The sequence below is a fragment of the Pedobacter sp. GW460-11-11-14-TSB4 genome, assembly GCF_059423705.1.
This window is the reverse complement of sequence record NZ_JBWKYI010000023.1, coordinates 4,034-27,592: the sequence shown is the minus strand read 5'-3', so window position 1 is coordinate 27,592 and position 23,559 is coordinate 4,034. Positions and strand designations below refer to the sequence as shown.

Here is a 23,559-nt window from a genome sequence, read left to right as displayed (position 1 = left end):
CAATAGACTCCGGACTTCCGACTCTGGACTTCGGACTATTTCCATCATCCATCTTACATTTTCCATGTTTTAACTACTAAGGCACGAAGCACACCAAGGCATGTTTTTTTGCAGCATAGACTCCGGACTCCCGACTCTGGACTTCAGACTATTTCCATCATCCATCTTACATTTCCCATTCATTATCTACTGGATATTTTCACTCTTTTGACATGAATTGCAATTTGAAGAATCTATATAGAACTAATGTGCTCATAATTTAGATATTTGCAGCTGCTAACAATTTAACTGATGAAACCCTACCTGCAACTTTTCGATTTTTCTAAGAAAGTAAATTATAAAACTGAAATTCTTGCAGGTTTAACGGTAGCCATGACCATGATTCCCGAATCACTATCATTTGCTATCCTTGCGGGTTTCCCTCCCTTAACAGGTTTATACGCTGCTTTTATTATGGGTTTGGTTACGGCCATTTTAGGCGGCAGGCCGGGATTGGTTTCCGGTGGGGCAGGTGCAACGGTAATTGTACTGATTGCTTTAATGAAAACCCAGGGCATAGAATATGTTTTTGCGGCAGTGGCTTTAGCAGGGCTAATCCAGATTATGGTTGGGCTGTTTAAACTGGGCAAATTTGTGCGGCTGGTTCCGCAGCCCGTCATGTTCGGTTTTGTTAACGGACTGGCGGTTATTATTTTCATGTCGCAGCTGGAACAGTTTAAAACCCTTGTTGATGGCCGGATAACCTGGTTAAGCGGTACTCCATTATATGTGATGTTGGCTTTGGTATTACTTACCGTTGCCATAGTGATCATTCTCCCTAAAATAACCAAAGCGGTTCCAGCCTCGCTGGTGGCCATTATTGTGGTTTTTCTTATCGTTTTATGTTTTGGAATTGATACCAAACTGGTTAAAAATATTGCTTCAGTAAACGGTGGTTTTCCTCCATTTCATATTCCGAAGGTACCGCTGAATCTGGATATGCTAAAGATTATTTTCCCCTATTCGCTCATCATGGCGGGGGTAGGCTTAACAGAAGGCCTGCTTACCCTGAATCTGGTTGATGAGATTACAGCAAGCAAGGGCAATAGGAACAGAGAGAGTATTGCACAGGGAATTGCCAATATTGCAAACGGCTTTTTTACGGGGATGGGGGGCTGCCCGATGATTGCCCAAACGCTGGTTAATCTTTCGGCAGGTGCCAGGGCAAGGTTATCGGGTATTATTGCAGCCTTAACCATATTACTTATTATTTTAGTAGGTGCTCCGGTAATAGATCGTGTACCCATGGCGGCATTGGTTGGTGTAATGATGATGGTCGCCATTGGCACTTTCGAGTGGATGAGCTTTAAAGTGATTAATAAAATGCCTGCGCAGGATATCATCATTGGTATTCTGGTGGCTGTAATTACAGTTTGGCTGCATAACCTGGCCCTTGCAGTATTAATAGGGGTAATTCTTTCGGCGCTAGTTTTCGCCTGGGAAAGTTCTAAGCGGATACGTGCCAGTAAACATACCGATGCCAGTGGGGTAAAAACCTACGAAATATTCGGTCCGCTGTTTTTTGGATCGATTGCCAATTTTAATGAACTGTTTGATGTGGCCCATGATCCGCAGCATATTGTAATTGATTTTAAGCACAGCCGTGTTTTTGATATGTCGGGTATTGATGCGCTGAATAAACTAACCGAACGTTACCGTTCGCTTGATAAAAAACTCCAGTTAAAGCACCTGAGTAACGACTGTAAGCGCCTACTGAAAAATGCAGATCAGATTATCGAAGTAAACATTATCGAAGATCCCATCTATCAGGTGGCCACGGAAAGATAGATCAATTATTAAGCTTTCTTTTTTATCGGATACATCATCATTGTAGTGAAGCACTTGCTGACTACAATAGCCGAATACCCATCCTCATCCCCAAATTAATTATCGGCTTTTAATCTGAATGGCCCACCTGAGATTAAATTTTTTACTAAAACGTTTAAGTACTTTAAGAAAATAGCAACATAAATTCGTTCGATTTATTGTAATTGTTGGCTAAAAATATCCTTATTTACTGTTTTATAGGATGTTAATTTTTTAAAGTATACTGATAATATTTATTTTTTTACCTGTCTGTTTGACAGTTATTTTAATAGAATTAAATATTATTGTGCTATTTTATAAAAATTTCATAAAAATGACAATATGTTATTAAAACGTTTTAGTATATTATATATTTGAGTTAACCAAATACTAAATTTTATGAGAATCCCTAACTATTACTACCGAAGTACCTGTCTTTTTCATCTAGGACATATCTTGCCGTTTCCGAAAAAATAAGTTTTAGAAATCATTTTTTTACCAATTAAAGATCCATTAAACTATGCGATACTTATGGGCGTGCCTTGTCTTTTTTGCCGCGTTTACGTTAAACGTTTTACCAGTTTTTTCGGCTGGCAAAAAATTGCATAAAGGCCTTACAACCAATCTTTTTGTTCTGCAGGATACGACTAAAATTAAGTACGTATCGCCAACAGACTCTTTAAGGAAAGACAGTTTAGAACAAATTAAACTCAAAACAATTTACAACAAATTGTCTGGAGGTGTACGGAAAGATGTTAAAGATCTTTCGCTGTTTCCTGCTATATCCTTACAGCAAAACCTGAAAGGAAATTATGCAGGTTTATACGTACAGGAACCATCCGGCGAACCCGGCTCAATCCAGAACATGATTATCAGGGGCGCGGCGATGCCACTGCTGTCGAAGAAGGATTTATATGCCGTACAACCTTTGGTGGTATTGGATGGAATCCCCTTAATCGGTGAGCATCCTTTTGCCTTCGATATTCAGCAGTACGATTTTAACCGGATTGGTCCGGCCACTAACCTGCTTGCCGGAATTGATATCAATAACATTGCGTCTGTAGAGGTATTGAGCGATTTGGCAGGATCATCCATTTACGGTCCAAGGGGGGTAAACGGTGTGATCGTATTGACTTCAAAAGCAGCTTCGGGCAATTCGAGGAGCATCAGCTTTAATTCCTATATCGGGATGGTGCAAAAGCCAACGGTAAATACCATTAATGGTAAATATGAAAACGAATTCAGACAGCGCTTCTATGATATTTATACCACCAATGGCCGCTATTCTGATGATGAAGAATATCCTGTTTATTTGAGCGACTCGCTTAATAACGTATACAGTGGTAAATCGAACTGGACCGATTTGTACTATAAAAACGCAATGATATATGGGATAAATTTTGGCCTGACCGGCGGATCGGACCGTGCGAATTTTAGATTTTCGTTAGGGAATGCAAAAAGCCAGAGTGTTGCCGATGGTACAGGTTTAGACCGCTACAGCGCCATGTTCAACATCAACATGCGGCCGGTTAAGTGGTTGCTTTTCTCTGCCATGATTAACGGTAACCGCTTAAACCGCGATAGGAACAGAACACTTAGGGACCGATTTGCACAGATTAATTACTTTCCTGATCTCAGTGCCCCACCTGCACCCAATAAAGATTATTACGCCAGCTATTTAAACGAATACAGCAAAGGTTTTGATGACAATAAAACCAACCTGATACAGGGTTATGCCAAATTGGTGGCTACACTGGGCAAGGTTAAATTATCGTCGGCTTTTAATGTAGATTATAATGAAGGTTACAGGGATATATTTTATGCCAGAACCTTATTGCAGGGCAATAGCTACGCTTCCAACTATTATGGCTTTAACCAACGGTTAATGATTGATAATAAAGCATCATACGACTTCAAGCTGAATAACGCGCATGATTTCCATGCAGAGCTGGGCCAGTCGATGATGTGGGATATTTATAAGTACAACTATGCATATGCTTATAAAGGAGCCAATGATTATATTAAAATTAACTTATTGGATTCTGATCCAAAATTGCCTAACGGTGCTGATAATCCCAATTACCTGGTGCCAAGGGCATTTCCGAGAGAACTTACCTATCGCTTTTTAGATAAAACAGCAGATAACCTGTTATCATTTTATGGTAAAGTAAACTACTCGTATAATGATAAGTATTTCTTATCCGGAACATTACGTTTAGATGGATCATCTAACGCGCAACCAAGCAAACGCTGGTTTTATTCTCCGGTAATCTCGGGAGCATGGAATGTTAAAAACGAATTGTTAAAGGATACCAAACTGGTTGATGATTTAGTTTTAAGGGCAAGTGTTGGCCGTTTAGGCAGAACATTTACCTATGATAATTATGCCCAGGGACCACAGTATACCGCATCGGTTGGGTACACTGGTAATTTAACTGTACCCGGATACAACGCCTTCGGTGTGCTTACCAGACCCTATTCGTTTGGCTGGGTAGGTTATGGCGTGCCATGGGCCTATTCAGATCAGTTAAATATCGGGGCTGATGTAGCCATGCTGAAAAACCGACTGCATGTTTCAGTCGATTTTTACACCAAGGCTGATAAAAACCAGTTGATCGGTATTCCATCATATGCAGAATATGGTTACAAACAATCTATAGAAAGCGGAATGGATGTGAGCAATACCGGTGTCGATTTATCTATCCACGCATTGGTAATGGCTAAGCATAAATTCACATGGAATTCTTCATTAAATGTTAACCACAATAGCAACACCTTAAAAGCATTGCCAAGAGGTTTAAATGAAATTATCATCGGAAACAGGTTATTAAGGGTTGGCGAACCGGTAGATCAATACTGGTTGCTGGAAAATGAGGGCATTTATACTTCTACTTCGCAAGTTCCGGTAGTAAAAGGACAGCCATTAAAATATAACGGACAACCATTAAAAGCCGGCGATCCGAGGTGGAAAGACCAAAATGGGGATAATGTAATCGACGAAAAAGACAAGGTATTAAAAGGACATTCCTTGCCAACGCTTTCGGGTGGTTTTGATAATGCTTTTACCTATGGCAACTGGAGCCTGAGCACCAATTTATACTTCAATTTGGGCAGGAAGCTGATTAACCAGGAAATGGCCAGCCGCTTCGACTTTGTTAACCGCGAAGGTAATACCGATGTAAGCTCAGTAAAAGAAATTACTTTTTGGGAGAAACGTGGCGATTATAGCAAATATCCGCTATACAATCCATGGAGTACCGTTATTCCTTACCGTTTAGACCAGGATCTTTTTCTTGAAAATGCCTCATTCCTTAAATTAAGATCGGTATCGGTAGGTTATGAGTTAGGTAATCTGTTGAAGAAAAGGAATATAAAGATCAATAAATTCTTTGTTTACGGCGCGGTAAGCAATGTATTTGTCATCACACCATACACCGGACAAGATCCTGAACTGGTGAGCTACGATGGCATCGATACCGGCTATGGTCAGCCGATACCAAGAACATACACCTTAGGCGTTAAAATGGAATTATAATATGGAAATAGCTACTCAAAATACATCAATAACGATGAAAAATATATTATACGCATTTCTGCTTATTGTAATGGCTTTAACCGGCTGCAATAAAGCGTTAGAAACCGACTCGAGCAGGGTGGTGGGCGAAAAAAATATGTGGAATACGGTAGAAGATGCCCGTGCCGGAATTCTGGGGGTTTATGCCTTAACCAGAGCCGCACTATCTGACAACAACAGTCACTGGATTTATGGCGACGTAAGACCAGGTGAATTTACAAGTCCGAAGAGACAGGATTTAAAAGCGGTTATCAGCAACAACTTAAATGCATCTTATCCTGTGGTAGAGTCACTTTCTGATTGGACCAGGTTTTATGCCATTGTTAATGGTGCTAATGTTTTTCTGGAAAATATTGCGCACGTTAAAGCAACCGATAAACGCTACTCAGATAATAACATGACGGTAGATATTGCGCAAGCCAGGTTTTTAAGGGCTTTTGCTTATTTCTACATGGTGCGCATCTGGGGTGATGTTCCTTTTATTATTTCATCAAATGAAGGTGCTTTCGAAAATAAAGCCAGAGAAAAACAAGCCAAGGTTTTAGCCTGGGTAGAATCGGAAATATTAAGGGCCGCGGCCGATCTGCCCTATATTTATAGTGGAAACGATATTCAGCAACCAGGCGATTATTATAATGAAGGCGGCGGAAGATGGGGGGGCGCTTTAGCGACTAAAGTTACCGCTTATGCTGTGCTATCGCATGTTGCTGCGTGGAATGCTGATTATGCTAACGTTGCCAAGTATACCAAATTTGTTGAAGATAATTATGGCAGAAGCGGCGGCGGTTTTACCTCCACTACCGATTTAAGCAACTCTAACGGTTTCTTTTACAATAAAAACAACCGACAGATGTTTGGCTTTAATTCAGATTATGGTCACATTGATGGTTCATCAACCGGGCATATTGAAGAATTAACCCTTGCAGAGCCCATTATTACCAAGTCGGTTCCTGATATCTATCTGCCAAAAGATTCGATCTTAAAATATTTCAATTTACAGAAAGATGAAAGATTCTCTATCGATACATTGGGCCAATCGAAATTCGACAGGTATTTCACTAATTTAAATGGTAAATATCCAATTTTCAGTAAAATCAAGGTTATTCAGGGTGGCGGTACCGATCCAAACTTCAGGTATTTTACCAGTGCGTTAATCTTTACCCGTTTAGAAGATATTGTACTGTTAAGGGCCGAAGCATTATCAGTTTTAGGTGATCAACAGGGTGCCATACTGGAATTAGTGCAGGTAATGAGCAGAAGGGTTACCTCGGGTACTACACTTTCTTTTAACCTGAGTAGCGACGATATTATTAAAATGATATTCGAAGAAAGACACCGCGAACTATTGGGAGAAGGGCATAGGTGGTACGACTTAATCAGATACAATAAAATTAAGCAGAACGATGCCAAATTTATGACCCTCATCAATTCGGGTGGGATCTACTGGCCGATATCGCGCAGGCTGATCGCTCAAAACAGTTTATTAACTCAGAATCCTTACTGGCGCTAAATAATATTGATATGAAAAATTTTATAAAATATATTGGTGTGCTAACAATACTCTTGTTATTCACCATCATTTATTCGGCTTGTAAAAAAAATGGGGGCTATTACGATGTAGAAGATAGCGCTGCACCATTTAATGGAAACATATATGAATATTTAAAAAGTAAACCAGGGGTATACGACTCGTTAATTGTGGCGGTTGATAGAATGGGTTTGAAGAAAACGCTGACCGATAGTAATGTAACGCTTTTTGCGGTTACCAACCCTAGTTTTCAGTTGGCCTTAAGAAACTTAAATACCTTAAGAAAACAATCGGATAAGGACCCGCTGTTTTTATCGAATATTGATGGAATACAGTTGGATACCATGGTTTCTTACTACATCATCAGAGGCGTAAAACCTTCTGATTCTTTAAAACTGCAGGATGGACTTAATTTAACCAGTGTTAAAGTAGGTTATCCCATGCATGCCAAGTCGGTGCGGGGTTCTGCCTCGGGTGAGGTGGGTGCCGGACCCGAAGTGATTCAGTTTAGCAATACCAAAAAGAGCAAATTTATCAGAAACTGGTCTAGCAGTACCACTGCTTCAAACAACATCAAAACCAAAAATGGCATTGTGCATGTAATCAGTCCCGATCATATTTTCGGTTTCGATGGCTTTGTTACCCGCTTAACTTTTATTCCACCTCCGCCAAACTTAATGGTTACCGTGGGTGGTACCTTCTCAGCTAACCGCGAAAACGGTGGTGGACCAACTAGCGGGGAAAACTCTAAAAAAGTGATCGATGGGGATGATCATACCAAGTTTTTATGCGATTTGCAAGGGTTTTTAACCATGCAGTTTAAACTTAAAACGCCGGAGGTATCTTCTGTTTATACTTTAATATCGGCAAATGATGCAGTAGAAAGAGATCCGAAAGCCTGGACTTACGAAGGCTCGCAGGATGGTGTAAACTGGACCGAGTTACACCGGGTAAGCAACTTCTTTTTTGAAGAAAGGTATCAGCAAAAAGTTTTTAGGTGTACCAATACCGTTGCCTACCAGTACTACCGCATCAATATTACGGAGTTAAGAAGTGGAGGTACCTTCCAGCTTGCAGAATGGACTATAAACAAATCGAAATAGGGTGATGGGACATAGAAAAAATAAACTAACGAAACTTATGAAGTCAATCGTAAAAATAGAAATGGTTGTGGTTTTGTTTGCATTAATCGCTTTTAGCGGATGCAAAAAACTGTACGACCTGCCTGAAGAAAAAGATTACCTAAGTAATAATGTAAACTTTAGCAATAAAGTATTTGAACCGATTATTGGCAGAACCAACTTAATGGGAGGTTTTAACGGCGATAATTCTACGCAACCCATCACCTTTGAAATTGTAAATGCACGTTTTGGTGATGGTAAACCGGTTACCGATATTTTTCAGAAAGTACCCACTTACGTGTTCATTGCGCCATACACCGGCTTGGAAAAAAGTCTGGCAGAAATAGAGGCTAAAAGAAAGATAGAAGTACACTCTTTATTCGAGATACGCTCGTCGGGAGAGTTTATCCTTTGGGGCTCATCTACTAACCAGTTAATCAAACCAAGACCAATTGATAGTACAAACTTCTCTCAGGATACCCGCTTTTTTGATGTGAAAATTAAAAATACTGGTGGCGAACGTTTAATCAGAGATTTACAGATCAGACCTTTCAGAGAAAGACCTTACGAGCCTTCTAACGATTTTAATGCTTACTCCGGTTTGCCTGCTCCCGATCCTAAATTTCCGCTGGATAAAAAGTTGAGGGATTATATCCGCCCATATCTAAATAATGTGGTTGGTGCGACAACAAACAAAAATCTGATCAGTAACAACGATCAGAAAGATGTAGTGGTATATATCCGTCCGTTTACAGGCGGTAATGGTCACTCGCTCCGCATTAAAGCCTTAAATAAGGATTCAGTTGAAATTAATCCTTCTTCCTTTAACGAAACCGTTTGGGATAAAATGATTCATGGTTTTAACATGCAGAAAACGGATAAATACGTTCAGTATGATGTGGCTTATCCCATTCCATTGGTAGAAATTCCAACTTTTTATGCGCCGGGAGGATCGAGAGCGAAAGCACAGTTGAGTTACTCCAGGGGGGCTTTTGGTGGTGGCCGTATCATTGCCAATTTCGGGGTCGATTTTGCCATTTACCAGGCCGGAGATTGGGAAATTGTATTTCACTTCAAAACAGATAATCCAAAGTTTATCAGCGAATAGGCAATATTTAAAGCTAATATGATGAAAAGAAATATACTTTTTTATACATTACTTGTGGTGTGTATAATGCTTGGCACCAGTGCTTTTTCGCAGGAGAAATTTAACCTTGTGAATGGTACCGTTGTTGATAAAGAAACAAAACAAGGCGTTCCGGGTGTATCTATTATTTTAGAAAGCACCAATAAAGGATTAACGCAAACCAACGGCAGCGGAAAATTTTCAGTTAACGTACCCGAGGGTTCTACTTTAATATTCAAGTTTATTGGTTACAATACACAGCGTGTAAAAATTACCAATCAGAATAATATTACCGTAACCATTTCTGAAGACCGCAAAGAGCTGGATCAGATTGTTATTGTGGCCTACCAGAAAAGGTCTAAACAAACCACTACAGGATCTTCTGTTTTAATTCAGGCCAAAGAGGTTCAGGATATTCCGGTTTCTAACGTTGAGCAACTTTTACAGGGTAAAGTACCGGGATTAAACATTCAGAACAATACCGGAGCGCCAGGTTTCAGGGGTTCGGTGCAAGTTCGTGGTTTATCCAGTTTAAGTATCTCGGGCAGCGGTAACGAATCATTTTTGCAGCCAACTTCACCGCTTTATATTATTGATGGTGTGCCCTTAGATGCGGATAAAGCTGCAGAGTTTGGTTTTCAGAGCCAGGGACCGGGTGTGAGTCCGCTTTCATTAATCCCTCAGGAAGATATCGAAGACATCCAGATTTTAAAAGATGCGCAGGCAACCTCTATGTATGGTTCGCGGGGTGCATACGGGGTAATTATCATCACCACCAAAAGAGGTAACTCTAAAGTTCCGAGAATTAGATATGTATCCAATTTCTTCGTTAAAACTCCACCAAAACTTCGCGAAACTTTAGGTGGTAATTCGGAAAGATCATTAAAAATCCAGCAGATTATTTTAAATGCTTCCAATGTGGACGATATCAGGCGGATTTCCAATACTTCATTCCTGGCCGATAGTTTAAATGCTTATTGGAACAACTCTACCGATTGGCAGGATGTATTTTTTCAAAATACCTACAACCAGAGTCATAACCTGGCTTTAGATGGCGGCGATCCTCGATTTAACTATAAAGCCAACTTAGGATATTATACCGAAAAAGGGGTAATCAAAAACACTGGTTATAATCGTTACAACCTCAATATGAACATGGAGTTTAAACCAAACGATAAATTTAGATTTTTTGGTTTTATTAACGGTTCGGTAGGAAAGCAAAACAAAGGAAATGGTGTAGGTTTATTACAATCGGGGGTAGCTGCAAATGGTCAGGTATCTACCTTATTGCCGCCACCATCTTTTTATCAGGCATCAGGAGGGGTTTTATCGGCATTACAAACATTAAACGATAACAATTCCAGAAACTTAAGAACTAACGTAGAAGCACGTTACGAGTTTATTCCAGGTTTGGCTGTATCATCTACTTTAAGTTACGATTATACTTCCGATACCGAATCTACCTTTACGCCGGCGGCGGCAAATGGGCAGTTTGCTAAGGTATACGATTATGTAGGCAGAAATTTCCAGTTGTACAATAGAAATGGGATTACCTACGCCAAAACCTTTGGCGAAAAACACAGTCTTTTTGTAAACACCTTTAACGAAATTTACAAACAGGGCGCTCAGGCTGGTATTACCCGCCAGGAAAGAACACCTAACGATCAGTTACAGGGGCCATTGGGTTACGATGCCTACTACTCGCGTGGTGGAGGGGTATTGTCTAACTATAAAAACGCAACCATTGCATCATTTGCAGGTTCGGTATCCTACGATTATGATAAAAAATATGTAGCCGAATTTTCTTACCGTTTAGATGGTACCTCATCCAGCGGATTGGAAAATCCATATTCTAAAAACCCTTCCATTGGTTTAAGGTGGAACTTTAATAAAGAGAACTGGCTGGCCGATATGAAATGGTTATCGTACGGAAGTTTGAGGTTAACCTGGGGACAAAATATTGTGCCAACGGGTAATCTCCAAAGTATTTATGGTATTTATAACCTGAACAATAACTTTAACAATAACCCAACCATTGGAATCGATTATGATATTATTCCAAATCCTAACTTAAAACCAACCACAACAAGTCAGTACAACTTAGGTTTCGATTTAGGGTTATTTAACGATAAAATCTCTGTAAACTTCGATACCTATTTTAAAAAGGTTGATAATTTATTGTTCGACAGGCTTTTATCGAATACGACCGGATTTAATAAACTGGCGAGTAACGATTTAGGTATTGCCAATTACGGATCGGAGATCATGATTACTGTGAGACCTGTTGCGAGCAAAGATTTTGATGTATCGGTTTCTGTAAATGGTGCACTTAACCGCGATGTGCTGTTAAAACTTCCGGCAGAATATAACGGGCAGTTCATCAAATTTGATGGTTCCGGTTACCTGCAACACAACGTTTACCGCGTAGGTAGAAACACACTATCTAACTATTTAAGAATCAATCAGGGCGTTTACCAAACCGATGCTGATGTGCCAACCGACCCTGTAACGGGTAAGCGCTATCAATCTAACGGGCAGTTTTTCTTAGGAGGTGATCCGATTATGAAAGATGTAAACGGAGATTATATTTTAGATGGCCGCGATTACGAAGTTACCGGTAATTCCCAGCCTTTAATCACAGGTGGTCTGTCAACCAATATCAGGTATAAAAAATGGGGCTTAAATGTTTATGCCACTTACACGGCCGACAGAACCATTTTAAATAATGCCCTGGCCGACAGGATAGCCATTATGCGCGATCCCTATTCATTAAAATCGGTGGTGCCATTAAACGACCTTAACATCTGGACCAAACCAGGGGATATTGCAAAATACCCATATCCGTATGATTACAAAAGGTTTGATCAGATCCAGCCATTAAGGGCCGACCAAACACTTTGGCAGGAAAGCGGAACCTATTTAAAAATAAGTAATGTAACCCTTTCTTACATGTTCGATAAAAAGTTTATCGCCCGTTTCGGAATGAGCAGTTTAAGGGTATATGCCTCTACAGATAACCTGATTACTTTTTCTAAGTACACCGGGCCAAATCCTGAAAACGTAACCACACTGGGTCGCGATATTTCTACAGGATATCCTGTTCCGCGTACTTATAACATTGGTGTACAGTTAGAACTTAATACAGGCAATTAATAGATATTATTATGAAAAAGTTTATCATTTATTCTTTGATTTTAGCAGCATCGTTTTCATTGCCTGCTTGTAAAAAGTTTCTGGATATCCAACCTTTAGATAAGTTATCAGGAAATAACTTCTTCCAATCTAAAGAAGATGTAGAAGCCAATATTTACGATTTATCGCGTATTGTTTTCGGTAAGTTTAACGAAACGCATTTTATAGGCGCAACAGGCGAATACCGCTCTGGCGAAGTATTATACGAAAGCCAGTCTGATTTAGCACCAGCCCGCGAGTTTGTCGAAATTTTAGGTAAAAACAACCTGTTAGGTTTATTATCAGGCGGTCGCCCATGGGATTTTTACAACTTCAACAGAATTACCGATTGGACCGATTATTACCGTGCGATACAAGGTGCCAACATTCTAATTGCGAAGCTGGACGAAGGTGTACCCGGACTTAGCGATGTGCAGAAAAACCAGTATAAAGCTGAGGCTGCATTTATCCGTTCGCTAAGTTATTTTATCATGGTCAGGTTATATGGCGATGTGGTGTATTATACCGATGCTTTCCACTCTACAGCTTTGCCTCGCGAAAATTTTGTTTCCGTATTAAACAAATGTATAGCTGATCTTAAAACCTATAAAAATCAAATTCCATGGACCTATACCGACCCATCTTTAAAAGGAGTAAGGGCCAGCCGCGGGAGCATCATTGCCTTAATTATGGAAATGAACATGTGGAATGCGGGTTTTGATGCCAACAATTCGAAAAAATATTATCAGGAAACTGCCGATTTAGGTCGCGAAATGATTGCCAGCGGTGCATACAGGTTATTGCCGATTACAGAATGGGCTACCGTAATTAAAGGAAGATCAGACGAGAGTTTGTTCGAGTTTTACCGCAGTATAAACTACGGCGATCAAAATACCAACACTGCGCCTGTGGCCGATATGTTTTTGCATTATCCATACAAAAGGCCAGAATATACCCACCGGGTAAGTTTTGCTTATTTCAGAGGAGAATACATGCAGAAAATTTTTCAGGATGGTAGCGATAAGCGAATTACCACCTGGTTTAACGAAGATATTTATGCCGATAATGGAAAATTTATGATGTTAAAATTTGCGCAGAATTCTTTCTCAACCGGTGAAGAAGATGCCAACCCTGATAACACATTCATGATTTTCAGGTATGGTGGCGAAATTTTACTCGCCGCAGAAGCACTTGCCGATTTAGGAGAAGACGCCGAAGCCACTAAGCTGGTGAATATGGTAAGAGACAGGGCGCAGGCATCAAGATATGCTGGTGGGGGTGGCTCTACCCTAAAGGATTTTATTTTTTACGAAAGATCCAGAGAATTAATTGGCGAAGGGCACCATTATTTCGATTTGGTGCGTACCAAAAGAATTTTAAGCAGCCAATGGTCGTACAACGTACTTACTTCAGATAAATTTAGCCGTGGCGCATGGACCTGGCCAATAAACGGAAATGCTTTAAATAACAATCCATTTATGCGGTTAAACGATTATTGGGTTAATGGTGGTAATTAATTTTAAATAGAAATTATACAAGATATGAAAAAGCTAATTATTGCATGTGCAGCACTTTTACTTGTTTTAAATGCCTGTAAGCGTGATGAGTATTATATAGATGGAGGGAAGGCGAAGGCAGAATTTGATGGGAACATGATGCAGTATCTTCAGGCCAAAAAAGTGCCTTTTGATACAGTGGCCCAAATTGTAAAACTGGCTGGGATGGAACAACAGTTCAGTTCGGAGAATTTCACCTTTTTTGCTTTTGATGATGATGTAGTGCGGAGAACAATCGGCAATATCCACACCAACGAAAGAGATAGAAACCCAAAGTTCGAATCCTTAAACCAATTACTTTATGAATCGGGAAGAGATACCGTAAAAACCCTCGATCAGATCAGTCCGGCCGTTTGGCGTAAATACCTGCAACGTTATATGTTTAAAGGTGTAAACATGTTAAAAGATTATCCGCAGATCGATCTGAACTTAAGAAGTATTTACCCTGGCGCCCTACACTACGATTATAACAATGATGTAGCCAACATTGGGGTCGTTTTTTACGATGCCAACGGAATTAAATACATCGGTTACAGGCAGCTTGTGCTCTCTTATATCCCCGATGTATCAAAACCGAACGATAACTGGTACCCCAATTATGTTGCATCATCTGATATTAAACCCACCAACGGAATGGTACACTCGTTAAGATACCAGGGTGCTTACCTCGGTTTCAATTTATATGAGTTTTTTAATGATGTATATAACACTGGTTTAACACCAAGTAATAATAATTAGCCTGTTATAATTTTAAAAGAATAGAATCATGAAAAAAATAAAATACATGCTAATCGTATTTTTTCTATGCTCCTTAGTTATACAGGGATGTAAGAAAGAAGAAGAATTAGGCGAAGATCCATATGCAGATGGGAAGGCTCCACTGGGTATCAGCATTAGCCAAACTTTATTACCGGTTCCGGCAGAAGGGATTGTAGGTACTACCGTAACCGTACAGGCCAAAGGTTTACTGCCTTTTAAAGATAAATTAACGTTTATGTTCAACGGCGAAAAAGCAGAAGTGCTTAGCGTTACCGAATCGGCTATCGTGGTGAAGGTTCCCGATGCCGGAAGTACAGGGATCACCTCCATTGCTATTGGCGATCAGCTGATTTTAGGTCCGCAGTTTACGGTATCAGGCCTGATAAAAAACGACATCACCTTTAAGGCAACAGCCGGAACAAATGGTTATGTGAGTCAGTTTTACGAAATGATTGATGGCAGGGCACTGGTACTTGGCAGTTTTACCAATTATGATAATAAAGGATTAATTACACCGATTAACAGAATTGCCAGAACCTCTTTAGATGGCGATTACGACCGTACTTTCAGAACAGGCAGGGGCGCAAATGGCTCGCTATCAAGAGTAATCGAAATTGGCGGACGTTTCATCATCGCCGGTGGCTTTAGTGGCTATAACCAGCGTACAGAGCACATCAGCAATATAACCAGTTTATATCCTAATGGCGCTATTGATACCATTAAAATCCAAACCAAGCGGAAACCAACCTTAACCGATACGGTTACCCAAAAATGGTTTCCTAAATTTAATGGTGGTACCAACGAATACATTAGCCGCATTTACCCGCATCAGGGCAAAATTCTGGCAACAGGTAATTTCAGGTATTACGTAAAAAGAACTTACGATAAAGACAATTACGATTTTACCAGAGATACCGTAATTCTGGATAGTACCGAAATCCGCCAGATTTTAAGGTTCAATTTAGATGGTTCTCTAGATAAAACCTATCGTTTTAATACCGCAACCAATAAAGGTAATGTGAGTGCAAATGGCCCTATTGATACCTATATGCATACCGATGCCGCCAACCTTGAAAAGTTAATGGTGTTTGGAAACTTCAGCACCTTCGATGATCAGCCTGCAGTACGTATTTTAAGGTTAAATGCCAATGGCACTAAAGATGCAAGCTTTAACCCAGGTAGTGGGGTAGATAACGCGATAACATCACTTACCTATAATGCCACCACCAGAAAATACCTGATTACTGGCGCATTTACAAAGTACAATGGTAAACCTGTATACGGAATGGCCCTAATTAATGAAGATGGCAGTCTGGATGAATCTTTCACCGCTAAATTCTTCGAAGGCGGTTACCCTTATTTTGCCCGCCAGCTTTCAGGAGGATTAATTGTAGTAAGCGGTGGTTTTAAAAAGTACAACAACGTAACCAGAAACGGTTTTATGGTGCTTACCCCTGCAGGACTGCTTGCGCCGGGATATAATGCTACCGGACCATTTTCGGGAGGCCTTTCTGATGTGATTGAAACGAAATCTGCAGACGGCAAAAAAGCACTGTTATTAATCGGAGGTTTTAACCGCTTTGATAACCAACCTTTTTATAACATCGTTAGGGTAACGATCGAATAACCAGAAGCCAATTAAATATAAATTAAGATGAGCATGACGAAAAAATATAAATTGCTGCTGGCTTTAATGGCCACCGTAATTACAACAGCCATATTTTCCTGCAATAAAGATTTCGATAGAAAACTTGTAGATAAAGACGGTACCGATACCACAAAAGTAAGATACGGAAGCCGTAAGATTTTATACCTGGTGGTTGATGGAGCAAGGGGACAATCGGTAGCGGCAGCTAATATTCCAAATATTACGGCGCTTTTACCACATTCCGTTTACAGTTGGGTGAGCTTAAATGAACCCGAAGCTACACAGAATGCCAGCAACTGGGCGAGTATGTTAACCGGAGTGAAAAAGGCGAAACACCTGGTAAATGATGATAACCTGAGTAATAATAACCTGCAGAATTACCCGGTCATCTTTAAAAGAATTAAAGAGAGCAGACCACAGACCAAAATTGTGGCACATACCCCATCTCCGGTTTTTAAATCATTAACAACAGGTGCAGATATCAGCACTTTGGCCACCAACGATGATCAGGTTAAAGCTTCGGTAATTAACGATTTAAATACCGATACCGCTTCAGTAATTTTAGGCCACTTTACCGATGTGGATAAAGCCGGCGCACAATATGGTTACGATAATTCGTTCCCGAACTATAAATCGGCAATAGAAAAATTCGATACCGGAGTGGGCGAGATGATGGCTGCATTAAAAAAACGTCCTAATTATGTTAACGAAGACTGGCTGGTTATTATCGCCTCTAGTGATGGTGGTGCATTTACCCTTCCACCCAATACCGACGATCAAACCATTTTTAGCAAACCGGCAAATAATGCTTTTATCATTTACTATAGCGCCAGTTATAATAAACGAATCCTGGTAAAGCCTTTTACAGGTAACCGGTATTTGGGTAAAACCGTAAAAATGACTGGTACAGCCATTAGGGCTGAAGTGGCCAGCGAAGATGCAGGTGTTTACAATATAGATGATACCACCAAAATGACCATCGAGCTTAAAGTTAAAAAGAACCGGGAGCAGATTTCATATCCGAGTATTTTAGGTAAAAGAAACGAATGGTCTAGTGGTCACCCGAGTGTGGGTTGGGTTATTTATTTAGAAGACCGTTACTGGTATTTCGAATGGAGGGGTACAAAAGATGGCGATTACCGTCAATGCAGAGGTGCTGATATCGTTCAGGGCAGATGGGAAAATCTTTCGGTTAAATTAGAACAACGCGGTAACCAAAGGTTTATCAGAACTTATACCAACGGAAAATTTAACAACGAGTTAGAAATTACCGGATCGGGTTCTTTAGCTAATTCGAATGCATTGAAACTGGGTTATTTAAATGGCCAGGGCCATGGAGAGCCTGATTATTACGTAACCGACATCCGTTTCTTTAAACTAGCTGTTCCGGATGGTGTAATTGAGCAATACTCTTGCGAAACATCAATCGATCAGAGCCACCCTTCATACAACTTCCTGGTTGGCTATTGGCCGGCAACTGATGGCAATGGCGATAAGATGATTGATCTTTCTTCACAGGCCCGCGATTTTAAATTGCAGGGACCATACGTTTGGGAAAATTTTAACGATTTAATCTGTCCGCCTTCAACCAGCTCCTTAGCGCTCCTGGTTCCGCAAACCACTGATATACCCGCACAAATGGTGAACTGGTTAAAAATTGCCAATAACCAGCGATGGGCGCTTGATGGCAGGGTTTGGTTAGACCAATAAACAAGAATATGATCATTTAAATATCGAACATGAAAAAAATTATATACACCGTATTAATGGGTTTGACAATCATGATTGTTGCCTATTCTTGTAAAGAATCTCAAATAGATGATTTGGATCTACCGCCTTCGGCAAGCAGAAGTATTACCGGCGAAGGAATTGTTGTGGGCAATGTATCAATAGATAACCAGTTTGTTAAAGTTCCCTTCAAAATTTCCCTTTCTGGAACTGCGGAAGAAGCTTTTCAGGTAGGCTTAACCCTAAATAACGATACGGTAACGCAATTAATCAATAATGGTGGTTTAACCAATGCGGTGCTCATGCCTTCCGCTGCGGTAGAATATCCAAACGTAATTAATGTGTCGTATGGAACAGATAATGCCGAAGGAGTGGCCATTGTTCGCCGCTCGGTATTGGAGCGTTATTTTGGTAAAAAAGTGGTTTTTGCCTTAAAACTTTCAGCACCAGGTAAAGGCAATAAAATTGCCAATGGTAAATCGAATATCCTGGTGATCATCAACACCGAAGAATTATTAAAATCTACCGATATCCATTTTTTAAGTTTTCAGGGTGGAGGGATTTATAACGTAACTCAGGGACCTAACTATCAGGTAGGACCTGCTGGGGTTATTATCCCCCTCATTATCAGTCTCGATAATGCACCTTCAACAGCCTTTAATGTGAAAATCAGGGATAATGTAGATACTATTGCCACCCTGGTATCAAGCGGGGTATTGCCGGCAAATGCGATTCACCTGGCGGCTAAAGATTTTACTATCGATACTTTGGTGAGATTTAATACCGGTGCAACGAATGCCATAGTGAGGTTATCTATTCCATGGCCGGTATTCGATGCAAATATTGTGGCCAATAAAAAATTCGCCTTTGCCTTAAGCTTGAGCGATAATACCAATCATGTTATCCATCCTACAAAAGGAAAAGTAATTGTGGTGGTTGATCCAAGTGTAAACCTGGATAACAACTCGCCAATTATTGGAAATGGAACAGGTTTGATTGCCAAATATTACACCAATACACAACTGGCACCAGACGACGGGCGCGAGCCTTTTGCAACCCGGGTAGATGGTACGATCGAATTCTCGGGCGATGGCTGGCCGGATAATGTAAAAAATACTGCCGGCGCTTCTTTGAGCAGGGATAACTTCGCTACCAAATGGGTGGGCGAGTTCCTGGCACCGGTAAGGGGCGACTATATTTTCTATCAAACCCGTTGGGATGATGGATCGAGACTATTTATCAACGGAAAAGCCATTATCGACGATTATACCACACAGTGGGATAAACCAGAACGAAAAGCAACCATTCGTTTAGAACGTGGTATCAGATATAAAATTGAAGCACATCACCGCGAAAATGTTGGCGGACAACAGGCATATCTCGAATATGAAGTTCCATCAGCAGGTATAACCGGTAAACGTGCCGTACCAAGAACACAATTATTTCCAACTCCTTAAACTTGAATAGATATGAAAAGTAATATGAAAAGATTATTGGGTACATGCTCACTCTTACTACTCATTGTAATGTTAACCGTGAAATGTAAAAAAAGCGAAAACGTAGAGATTGTTCCGGAAGTAGAAGAACCAAAGCCTACAGCTGGTTTTACCTTTGTAAAACCCGACACCTTAAAATTTTTAGAGTACCAGTTTACCGGAAGTTCTACAAATTATAAAAGTTTATTGTGGCAGTTTGGCGATGACAGTACCTCTGTTGCCGTAAACCCGAAACATACTTACCGTTTCCCGGGAAAATATAAGGTAACCTTAACAACCAGAAATGGCCAGGGCTATACCGCTGCCAAAGAAGTCGTGCTTAATGTGGTCGATCCGACGATAAATTACTCCATTTGTGGCGAAAATTACATGAAAACCATTGGCGGTAAATTTTCAGTTAACCTGGAGGCTGGTGCAGGAGCAGATTCTGGCGAAGGCTCCAAAAAACTCGTCGATCAGGATATCAATACGAAATTCTTACAGGCCGGTTTCGATGGTACGCAAAAATGTACCTTCGAATTAAATACCCCACAGGTGGTAGGTGCTTATACCCTAACTTCGGGTAATGATGCTGCAGACCGCGATCCAAGATTCTGGATTTTGCAAGGTTCTTTAGACGGTATCCAGTATACCGATTTACATACGGTAACAGTATGCCCCTGGGAGAATACAAACGATGGTCCGAGTAGGAAACAGACTAAACTTTTCCACTTCGATAATTACATTGCTTACAAATTTTACCGTCTTTACATTAAATCGAATAGAGGAAGCCGCGTGTTTCAACTGGCCGAGTGGACCATCAACAAAAAACAACCTTAGCTTATAGGTTTTACACACAATTTGAAAGATACATGGAGCTTAAAAACTTCATGTATTTTTTTGAAGGTTGTTTTTAAGTGTCATTTAGACAATTAAAACCGGACTTCCCTTGCAAAAAGTAAATTATATTTTATACATTAGTAAAACGTTTAACTAACGCTGAATCTAACCATAATATAAATCAGATTTCAATACACACACAAATTATGAACAAAATCAACACTTTAAAATTTTTAGGCATACTGGGCTGCATGTTTGCAGGCAACATGCTCAAGGCACAGGAGCGAAAGGCGCCGGCTTATCCCTTAATTACGCATAATACCTATTTCAGTATTTGGTCTAACACAGATAAATTAAACGAATCTGCTACCCAACATTGGACAGGTGCCGATCATTCTCTTTTAGGAATGATTAATGTTGACGGTGGTATTTATCGCTTTTTAGGTAAAGAAACCACTACCTATAAAACGGTTGTACCTGCTTCAGATGAAAAAGCTTATGAAGTAAAATATACCGAAACCGAACCCCAAGGCGATTGGAAGGCAGCCAACTATACCGCCAGCAACTGGCAAACGGGTAATGCACCCATAGGAGACGATGCCAAAAACGTGAAAACATTATGGAAATCGCACGATATCTGGGTAAGAAGAACTTTTAATATAGTTAACCCGGCAGCAATAAACGAGTTGTTTTTAAAGATCAATCACGATGATAATATTGAGGTTTACCTAAACGGGAAGAAAATTTACACCAAAGAAGGCTGGACCAATAATTTCCAATACATTGCGTTAAGCAACAGCGATAAAAGCGCATTAAAAGCTGGATCGAACGTAATTGCGATTCATTTAATCAATACTGCAGGTGGCCGTTTCCTTGATTTTGGTTTGGTAGACCGCTTAAAAGATAATGCCGAAAAAGTACAGATCGCTAAGCAAAAAAGTGTTGATATTAATGCCACACAAACCATTTATAACTTTACCTGCGGTAAGATCGATTTAAAATTAACGTTTACCTCTCCCTTGTTAATGAACGATTTGGGTTTATTTGCACGTCCGGTTTCTTATGTTTCCTATCAGGTAAAAGCAAACGACGGTAAAACCCACCAGGTAAAAGTATACTTAAGTGCATCGTCAAACATTGCAGTTTATCGTCCTGCGCAGGAAGTTACCGCAAGCAAATACAGCACCGCTAAATTATCGGTATTAAAAACGGGCACGGTAGAACAGCCAGTTCTTCAAAAAGCGAGTGATGACATGCGGATTGATTGGGGTTACTTTTATGTGGCTGCGCCAAAAACAAGCAATGCCATCCAGTTTGTAACGGCTGAAAAAGATGCTGCTGACGCTTTTAGAAAAGGCAATTCAGCTTCAACCGCTAAACAGGGTAAAATGCTCGCATTAAATACCGTTATCCCTTTTGGAGCCGTAGGTAAAGCTGCAGTAGAAAAATATATTGAACTGGGCTATGATGAAATTTATTCTGTTCAATATTTTAACAAAAATTTAAGGCCATGGTGGAATACCTCAGGCAAAGAAACCATCGAAGCGCAACTAACCGCTGCTGCAGATGAGTACAAAACGGTGATCCAGAAATGCGAGGCTTTTAATAAAACTTTATATGCCGATGCCTTAAAATCAGGCGGTAAAGAATATGCCGATTTATGTGTTTTAGGTTATCGCCAGAGCATTGCAGCACATACTTTGGTAAAGAGTCCGCAAGGCGAGATTTTATGGTTATCTAAAGAAAACAACAGTGGAGGTTTCATCAATACCGTCGATGTAACTTACCCTTCGGCACCATTGTACCTGATTTATAACCCCGAATTATTACAGGGCATGTTGAACGGTATTTTCTATTTCAGCGAAAGCGGAAAATATCCTCATCCCTGGGCTGCTCACGATTTAGGAACTTACCCATTGGCAAACGGACAAACTTATGGCGAGCCGATGCCGGTTGAAGAATCGGGTAACATGATTATTTTAACGGCTGCCATTGCCAAAGCACAGGGAAATGCCGATTATGCCAAAGCACATTGGAAAACCTTAACCACCTGGGTTGATTATTTAACCAAAGAAGGTTTGGATCCAAAAACACAGTTATGTACCGACGATTTTGCTGGTCACCTGGCCCGTAATGCCAACTTATCGGTAAAAGCGATTGTAGGCATTGCCAGTTATGCGCAGATGGCACAAACCCTAGGTTATGATGATGTAGCTAAAAAATACAGGGCTATTGCCGAAAGTATGGTGCCGAAATGGATAGAAATGGCCGATGCCGGCGATCATTATGCTTTAACTTTTGATAATAAAAATACATGGAGCCAGAAGTATAACCTGGTTTGGGATAAAGTTTTAAAGTTAAACCTGTTTCCGCAAAAGATATACGAAACCGAAACCAAATACTACCTGACTAAACAAAATAGATACGGTATTCCATTAGATAGCAGAAAAGCCTACACTAAAAATGACTGGATTCTGTGGACGGCTACCTTTGCACCAACACAAAGCGAATTCGAAGCCCTGGTTCATCCGGTTTACAAACATGCTATCGAAACCGAATCGAGAGTGCCTTTGAACGATTTCTACGATTCGAACACAGGTATCCGCGATAATTTTAAAGCGCGTAGCGTAGTGGGCGGTTTTTATATGAAAATGCTTGCCGATAAACTAGCCGGTAAATAAAATCTTACCCTTCAAAATTAACAATTCAAGGACCTGTATTTAGTTGCAGGTCCTTTTTTATTCCCCTTGGTCTGTGTCCTCACAGACCAACTAGACATACTCAAGCGAGACCTATCGGTTGGTGGCTCACCTACCGAAATGAAGGTGTGCTTACTAAAATACTTTTTATGATTAGGAAATGGATGGCCTGTAGTTCCTGGCGGTTTGCAGCCCCGCCATTCGCTGTAGCTCCGATGGAAGGATCGGAGGCTGCCGCTACTGTCGGGTTTAGGCACAAAGGCTGGTGCACCATGCAACCTTAAAAATGAAACACTGTTTTGGCCACCTAGCCCTATCCCCTTGGTCTGTGTCCTCACAGACCAACTAGATATATCAGGCGCGGCCTATCGGTTGGTGTCTCACCTACCGAAATGAAGGTGTGCTTACTAGAATACTTTTTATGATTAGGAAATGGATGGCCTGTAGTTCCTGGCGGTTTGCAGCCCCGCCATTCGCTGTAGCTCCGAT

General features: G+C 40.5%; 13 protein-coding genes. All 13 read left to right on the top strand.

Annotated features, from left to right (window positions below; all coding sequences use genetic code 11):
- Positions 1–291 precede the first annotated feature (291 nt).
- The 13 genes from AC07YT_RS19050 (at position 292) to AC07YT_RS18990 (ending at position 23,052) form a co-directional block, all read left to right on the top strand.
- Complete coding sequence (locus AC07YT_RS19050; RefSeq protein ID WP_086549049.1) at positions 292–1,827, top strand: SulP family inorganic anion transporter; 1,536 nt, start codon at positions 292–294, stop codon at positions 1,825–1,827.
- A 619-nt stretch (positions 1,828–2,446) separates the two neighbouring features.
- The gene (locus AC07YT_RS19045) at positions 2,447–5,380 is read left to right on the top strand and encodes a SusC/RagA family TonB-linked outer membrane protein (protein ID WP_494945468.1); all 2,934 of its coding nucleotides are present in this window, start codon (positions 2,447–2,449) and stop codon (positions 5,378–5,380) included.
- Positions 5,381–5,414: 34 nt separating this feature from the next.
- Entirely contained in the window at positions 5,415–6,929 is a 1,515-nt protein-coding gene (locus AC07YT_RS19040) for a RagB/SusD family nutrient uptake outer membrane protein (protein ID WP_494945467.1), read from the top strand.
- A gap of 11 nt (positions 6,930–6,940) precedes the next feature.
- A complete protein-coding gene (locus tag AC07YT_RS19035) occupies positions 6,941–8,050 on the top strand; it encodes a fasciclin domain-containing protein (protein ID WP_086549052.1) in 1,110 nt (369 codons plus the stop codon).
- Between the two features lie 37 nt (positions 8,051–8,087).
- The gene (locus tag AC07YT_RS19030; RefSeq protein ID WP_086549498.1) at positions 8,088–9,176 is read left to right on the top strand and encodes a DUF5007 domain-containing protein; all 1,089 of its coding nucleotides are present in this window, start codon (positions 8,088–8,090) and stop codon (positions 9,174–9,176) included.
- 21 nt (positions 9,177–9,197) lie between these two features.
- Positions 9,198–12,347, top strand: coding sequence for a SusC/RagA family TonB-linked outer membrane protein (locus AC07YT_RS19025; RefSeq protein WP_494945466.1), 3,150 nt, complete (start codon positions 9,198–9,200; stop codon positions 12,345–12,347).
- A gap of 11 nt (positions 12,348–12,358) precedes the next feature.
- Positions 12,359–13,882, top strand: coding sequence for a RagB/SusD family nutrient uptake outer membrane protein (locus tag AC07YT_RS19020; protein WP_086549054.1), 1,524 nt, complete (start codon positions 12,359–12,361; stop codon positions 13,880–13,882).
- A gap of 24 nt (positions 13,883–13,906) precedes the next feature.
- Positions 13,907–14,659, top strand: coding sequence for a hypothetical protein (locus AC07YT_RS19015; protein WP_086549055.1), 753 nt, complete (start codon positions 13,907–13,909; stop codon positions 14,657–14,659).
- A 28-nt stretch (positions 14,660–14,687) separates the two neighbouring features.
- Positions 14,688–16,307, top strand: a complete 1,620-nt coding sequence (locus AC07YT_RS19010; protein WP_086549056.1) for a DUF5008 domain-containing protein — start codon at positions 14,688–14,690, stop codon at positions 16,305–16,307.
- A 27-nt stretch (positions 16,308–16,334) separates the two neighbouring features.
- Positions 16,335–18,038 carry an alkaline phosphatase family protein gene (locus AC07YT_RS19005; protein ID WP_086549057.1) on the top strand — a complete coding sequence of 568 codons (1,704 nt, stop codon included), beginning with the start codon at positions 16,335–16,337 and terminating at the stop codon, positions 18,036–18,038.
- A 29-nt stretch (positions 18,039–18,067) separates the two neighbouring features.
- Positions 18,068–19,513 (top strand): PA14 domain-containing protein, encoded by a 1,446-nt coding sequence (locus AC07YT_RS19000; RefSeq protein WP_086549058.1) that lies wholly within the window; start codon positions 18,068–18,070, stop codon positions 19,511–19,513.
- Between the two features lie 12 nt (positions 19,514–19,525).
- The gene (locus AC07YT_RS18995) at positions 19,526–20,371 is read left to right on the top strand and encodes a PKD domain-containing protein (protein ID WP_086549059.1); all 846 of its coding nucleotides are present in this window, start codon (positions 19,526–19,528) and stop codon (positions 20,369–20,371) included.
- A 206-nt stretch (positions 20,372–20,577) separates the two neighbouring features.
- Entirely contained in the window at positions 20,578–23,052 is a 2,475-nt protein-coding gene (locus AC07YT_RS18990) for a glutaminase family protein (RefSeq protein WP_086549060.1), read from the top strand.
- The last annotated feature ends 507 nt before the right edge of the window (positions 23,053–23,559 follow it).

What these genes read in the sequence shown, in the direction of transcription:
- AC07YT_RS19050 (WP_086549049.1), top strand. Translation starts at nt 292, where the DNA reads ATGAAACCCTACCTGCAACTTTTCGATTTTTCTAAGAAAGTAAATTAT.
- AC07YT_RS19040 (WP_494945467.1), top strand. Translation starts at nt 5,415, where the DNA reads ATGAAAAATATATTATACGCATTTCTGCTTATTGTAATGGCTTTAACC.
- AC07YT_RS19035 (WP_086549052.1), top strand. Translation starts at nt 6,941, where the DNA reads ATGAAAAATTTTATAAAATATATTGGTGTGCTAACAATACTCTTGTTA.
- AC07YT_RS19030 (WP_086549498.1), top strand. Translation starts at nt 8,088, where the DNA reads ATGAAGTCAATCGTAAAAATAGAAATGGTTGTGGTTTTGTTTGCATTA.
- AC07YT_RS19025 (WP_494945466.1), top strand. Translation starts at nt 9,198, where the DNA reads ATGAAAAGAAATATACTTTTTTATACATTACTTGTGGTGTGTATAATG.
- AC07YT_RS19020 (WP_086549054.1), top strand. Translation starts at nt 12,359, where the DNA reads ATGAAAAAGTTTATCATTTATTCTTTGATTTTAGCAGCATCGTTTTCA.
- AC07YT_RS19015 (WP_086549055.1), top strand. Translation starts at nt 13,907, where the DNA reads ATGAAAAAGCTAATTATTGCATGTGCAGCACTTTTACTTGTTTTAAAT.
- AC07YT_RS19010 (WP_086549056.1), top strand. Translation starts at nt 14,688, where the DNA reads ATGAAAAAAATAAAATACATGCTAATCGTATTTTTTCTATGCTCCTTA.
- AC07YT_RS19005 (WP_086549057.1), top strand. Translation starts at nt 16,335, where the DNA reads ATGAGCATGACGAAAAAATATAAATTGCTGCTGGCTTTAATGGCCACC.
- AC07YT_RS19000 (WP_086549058.1), top strand. Translation starts at nt 18,068, where the DNA reads ATGAAAAAAATTATATACACCGTATTAATGGGTTTGACAATCATGATT.
- AC07YT_RS18995 (WP_086549059.1), top strand. Translation starts at nt 19,526, where the DNA reads ATGAAAAGTAATATGAAAAGATTATTGGGTACATGCTCACTCTTACTA.
- AC07YT_RS18990 (WP_086549060.1), top strand. Translation starts at nt 20,578, where the DNA reads ATGAACAAAATCAACACTTTAAAATTTTTAGGCATACTGGGCTGCATG.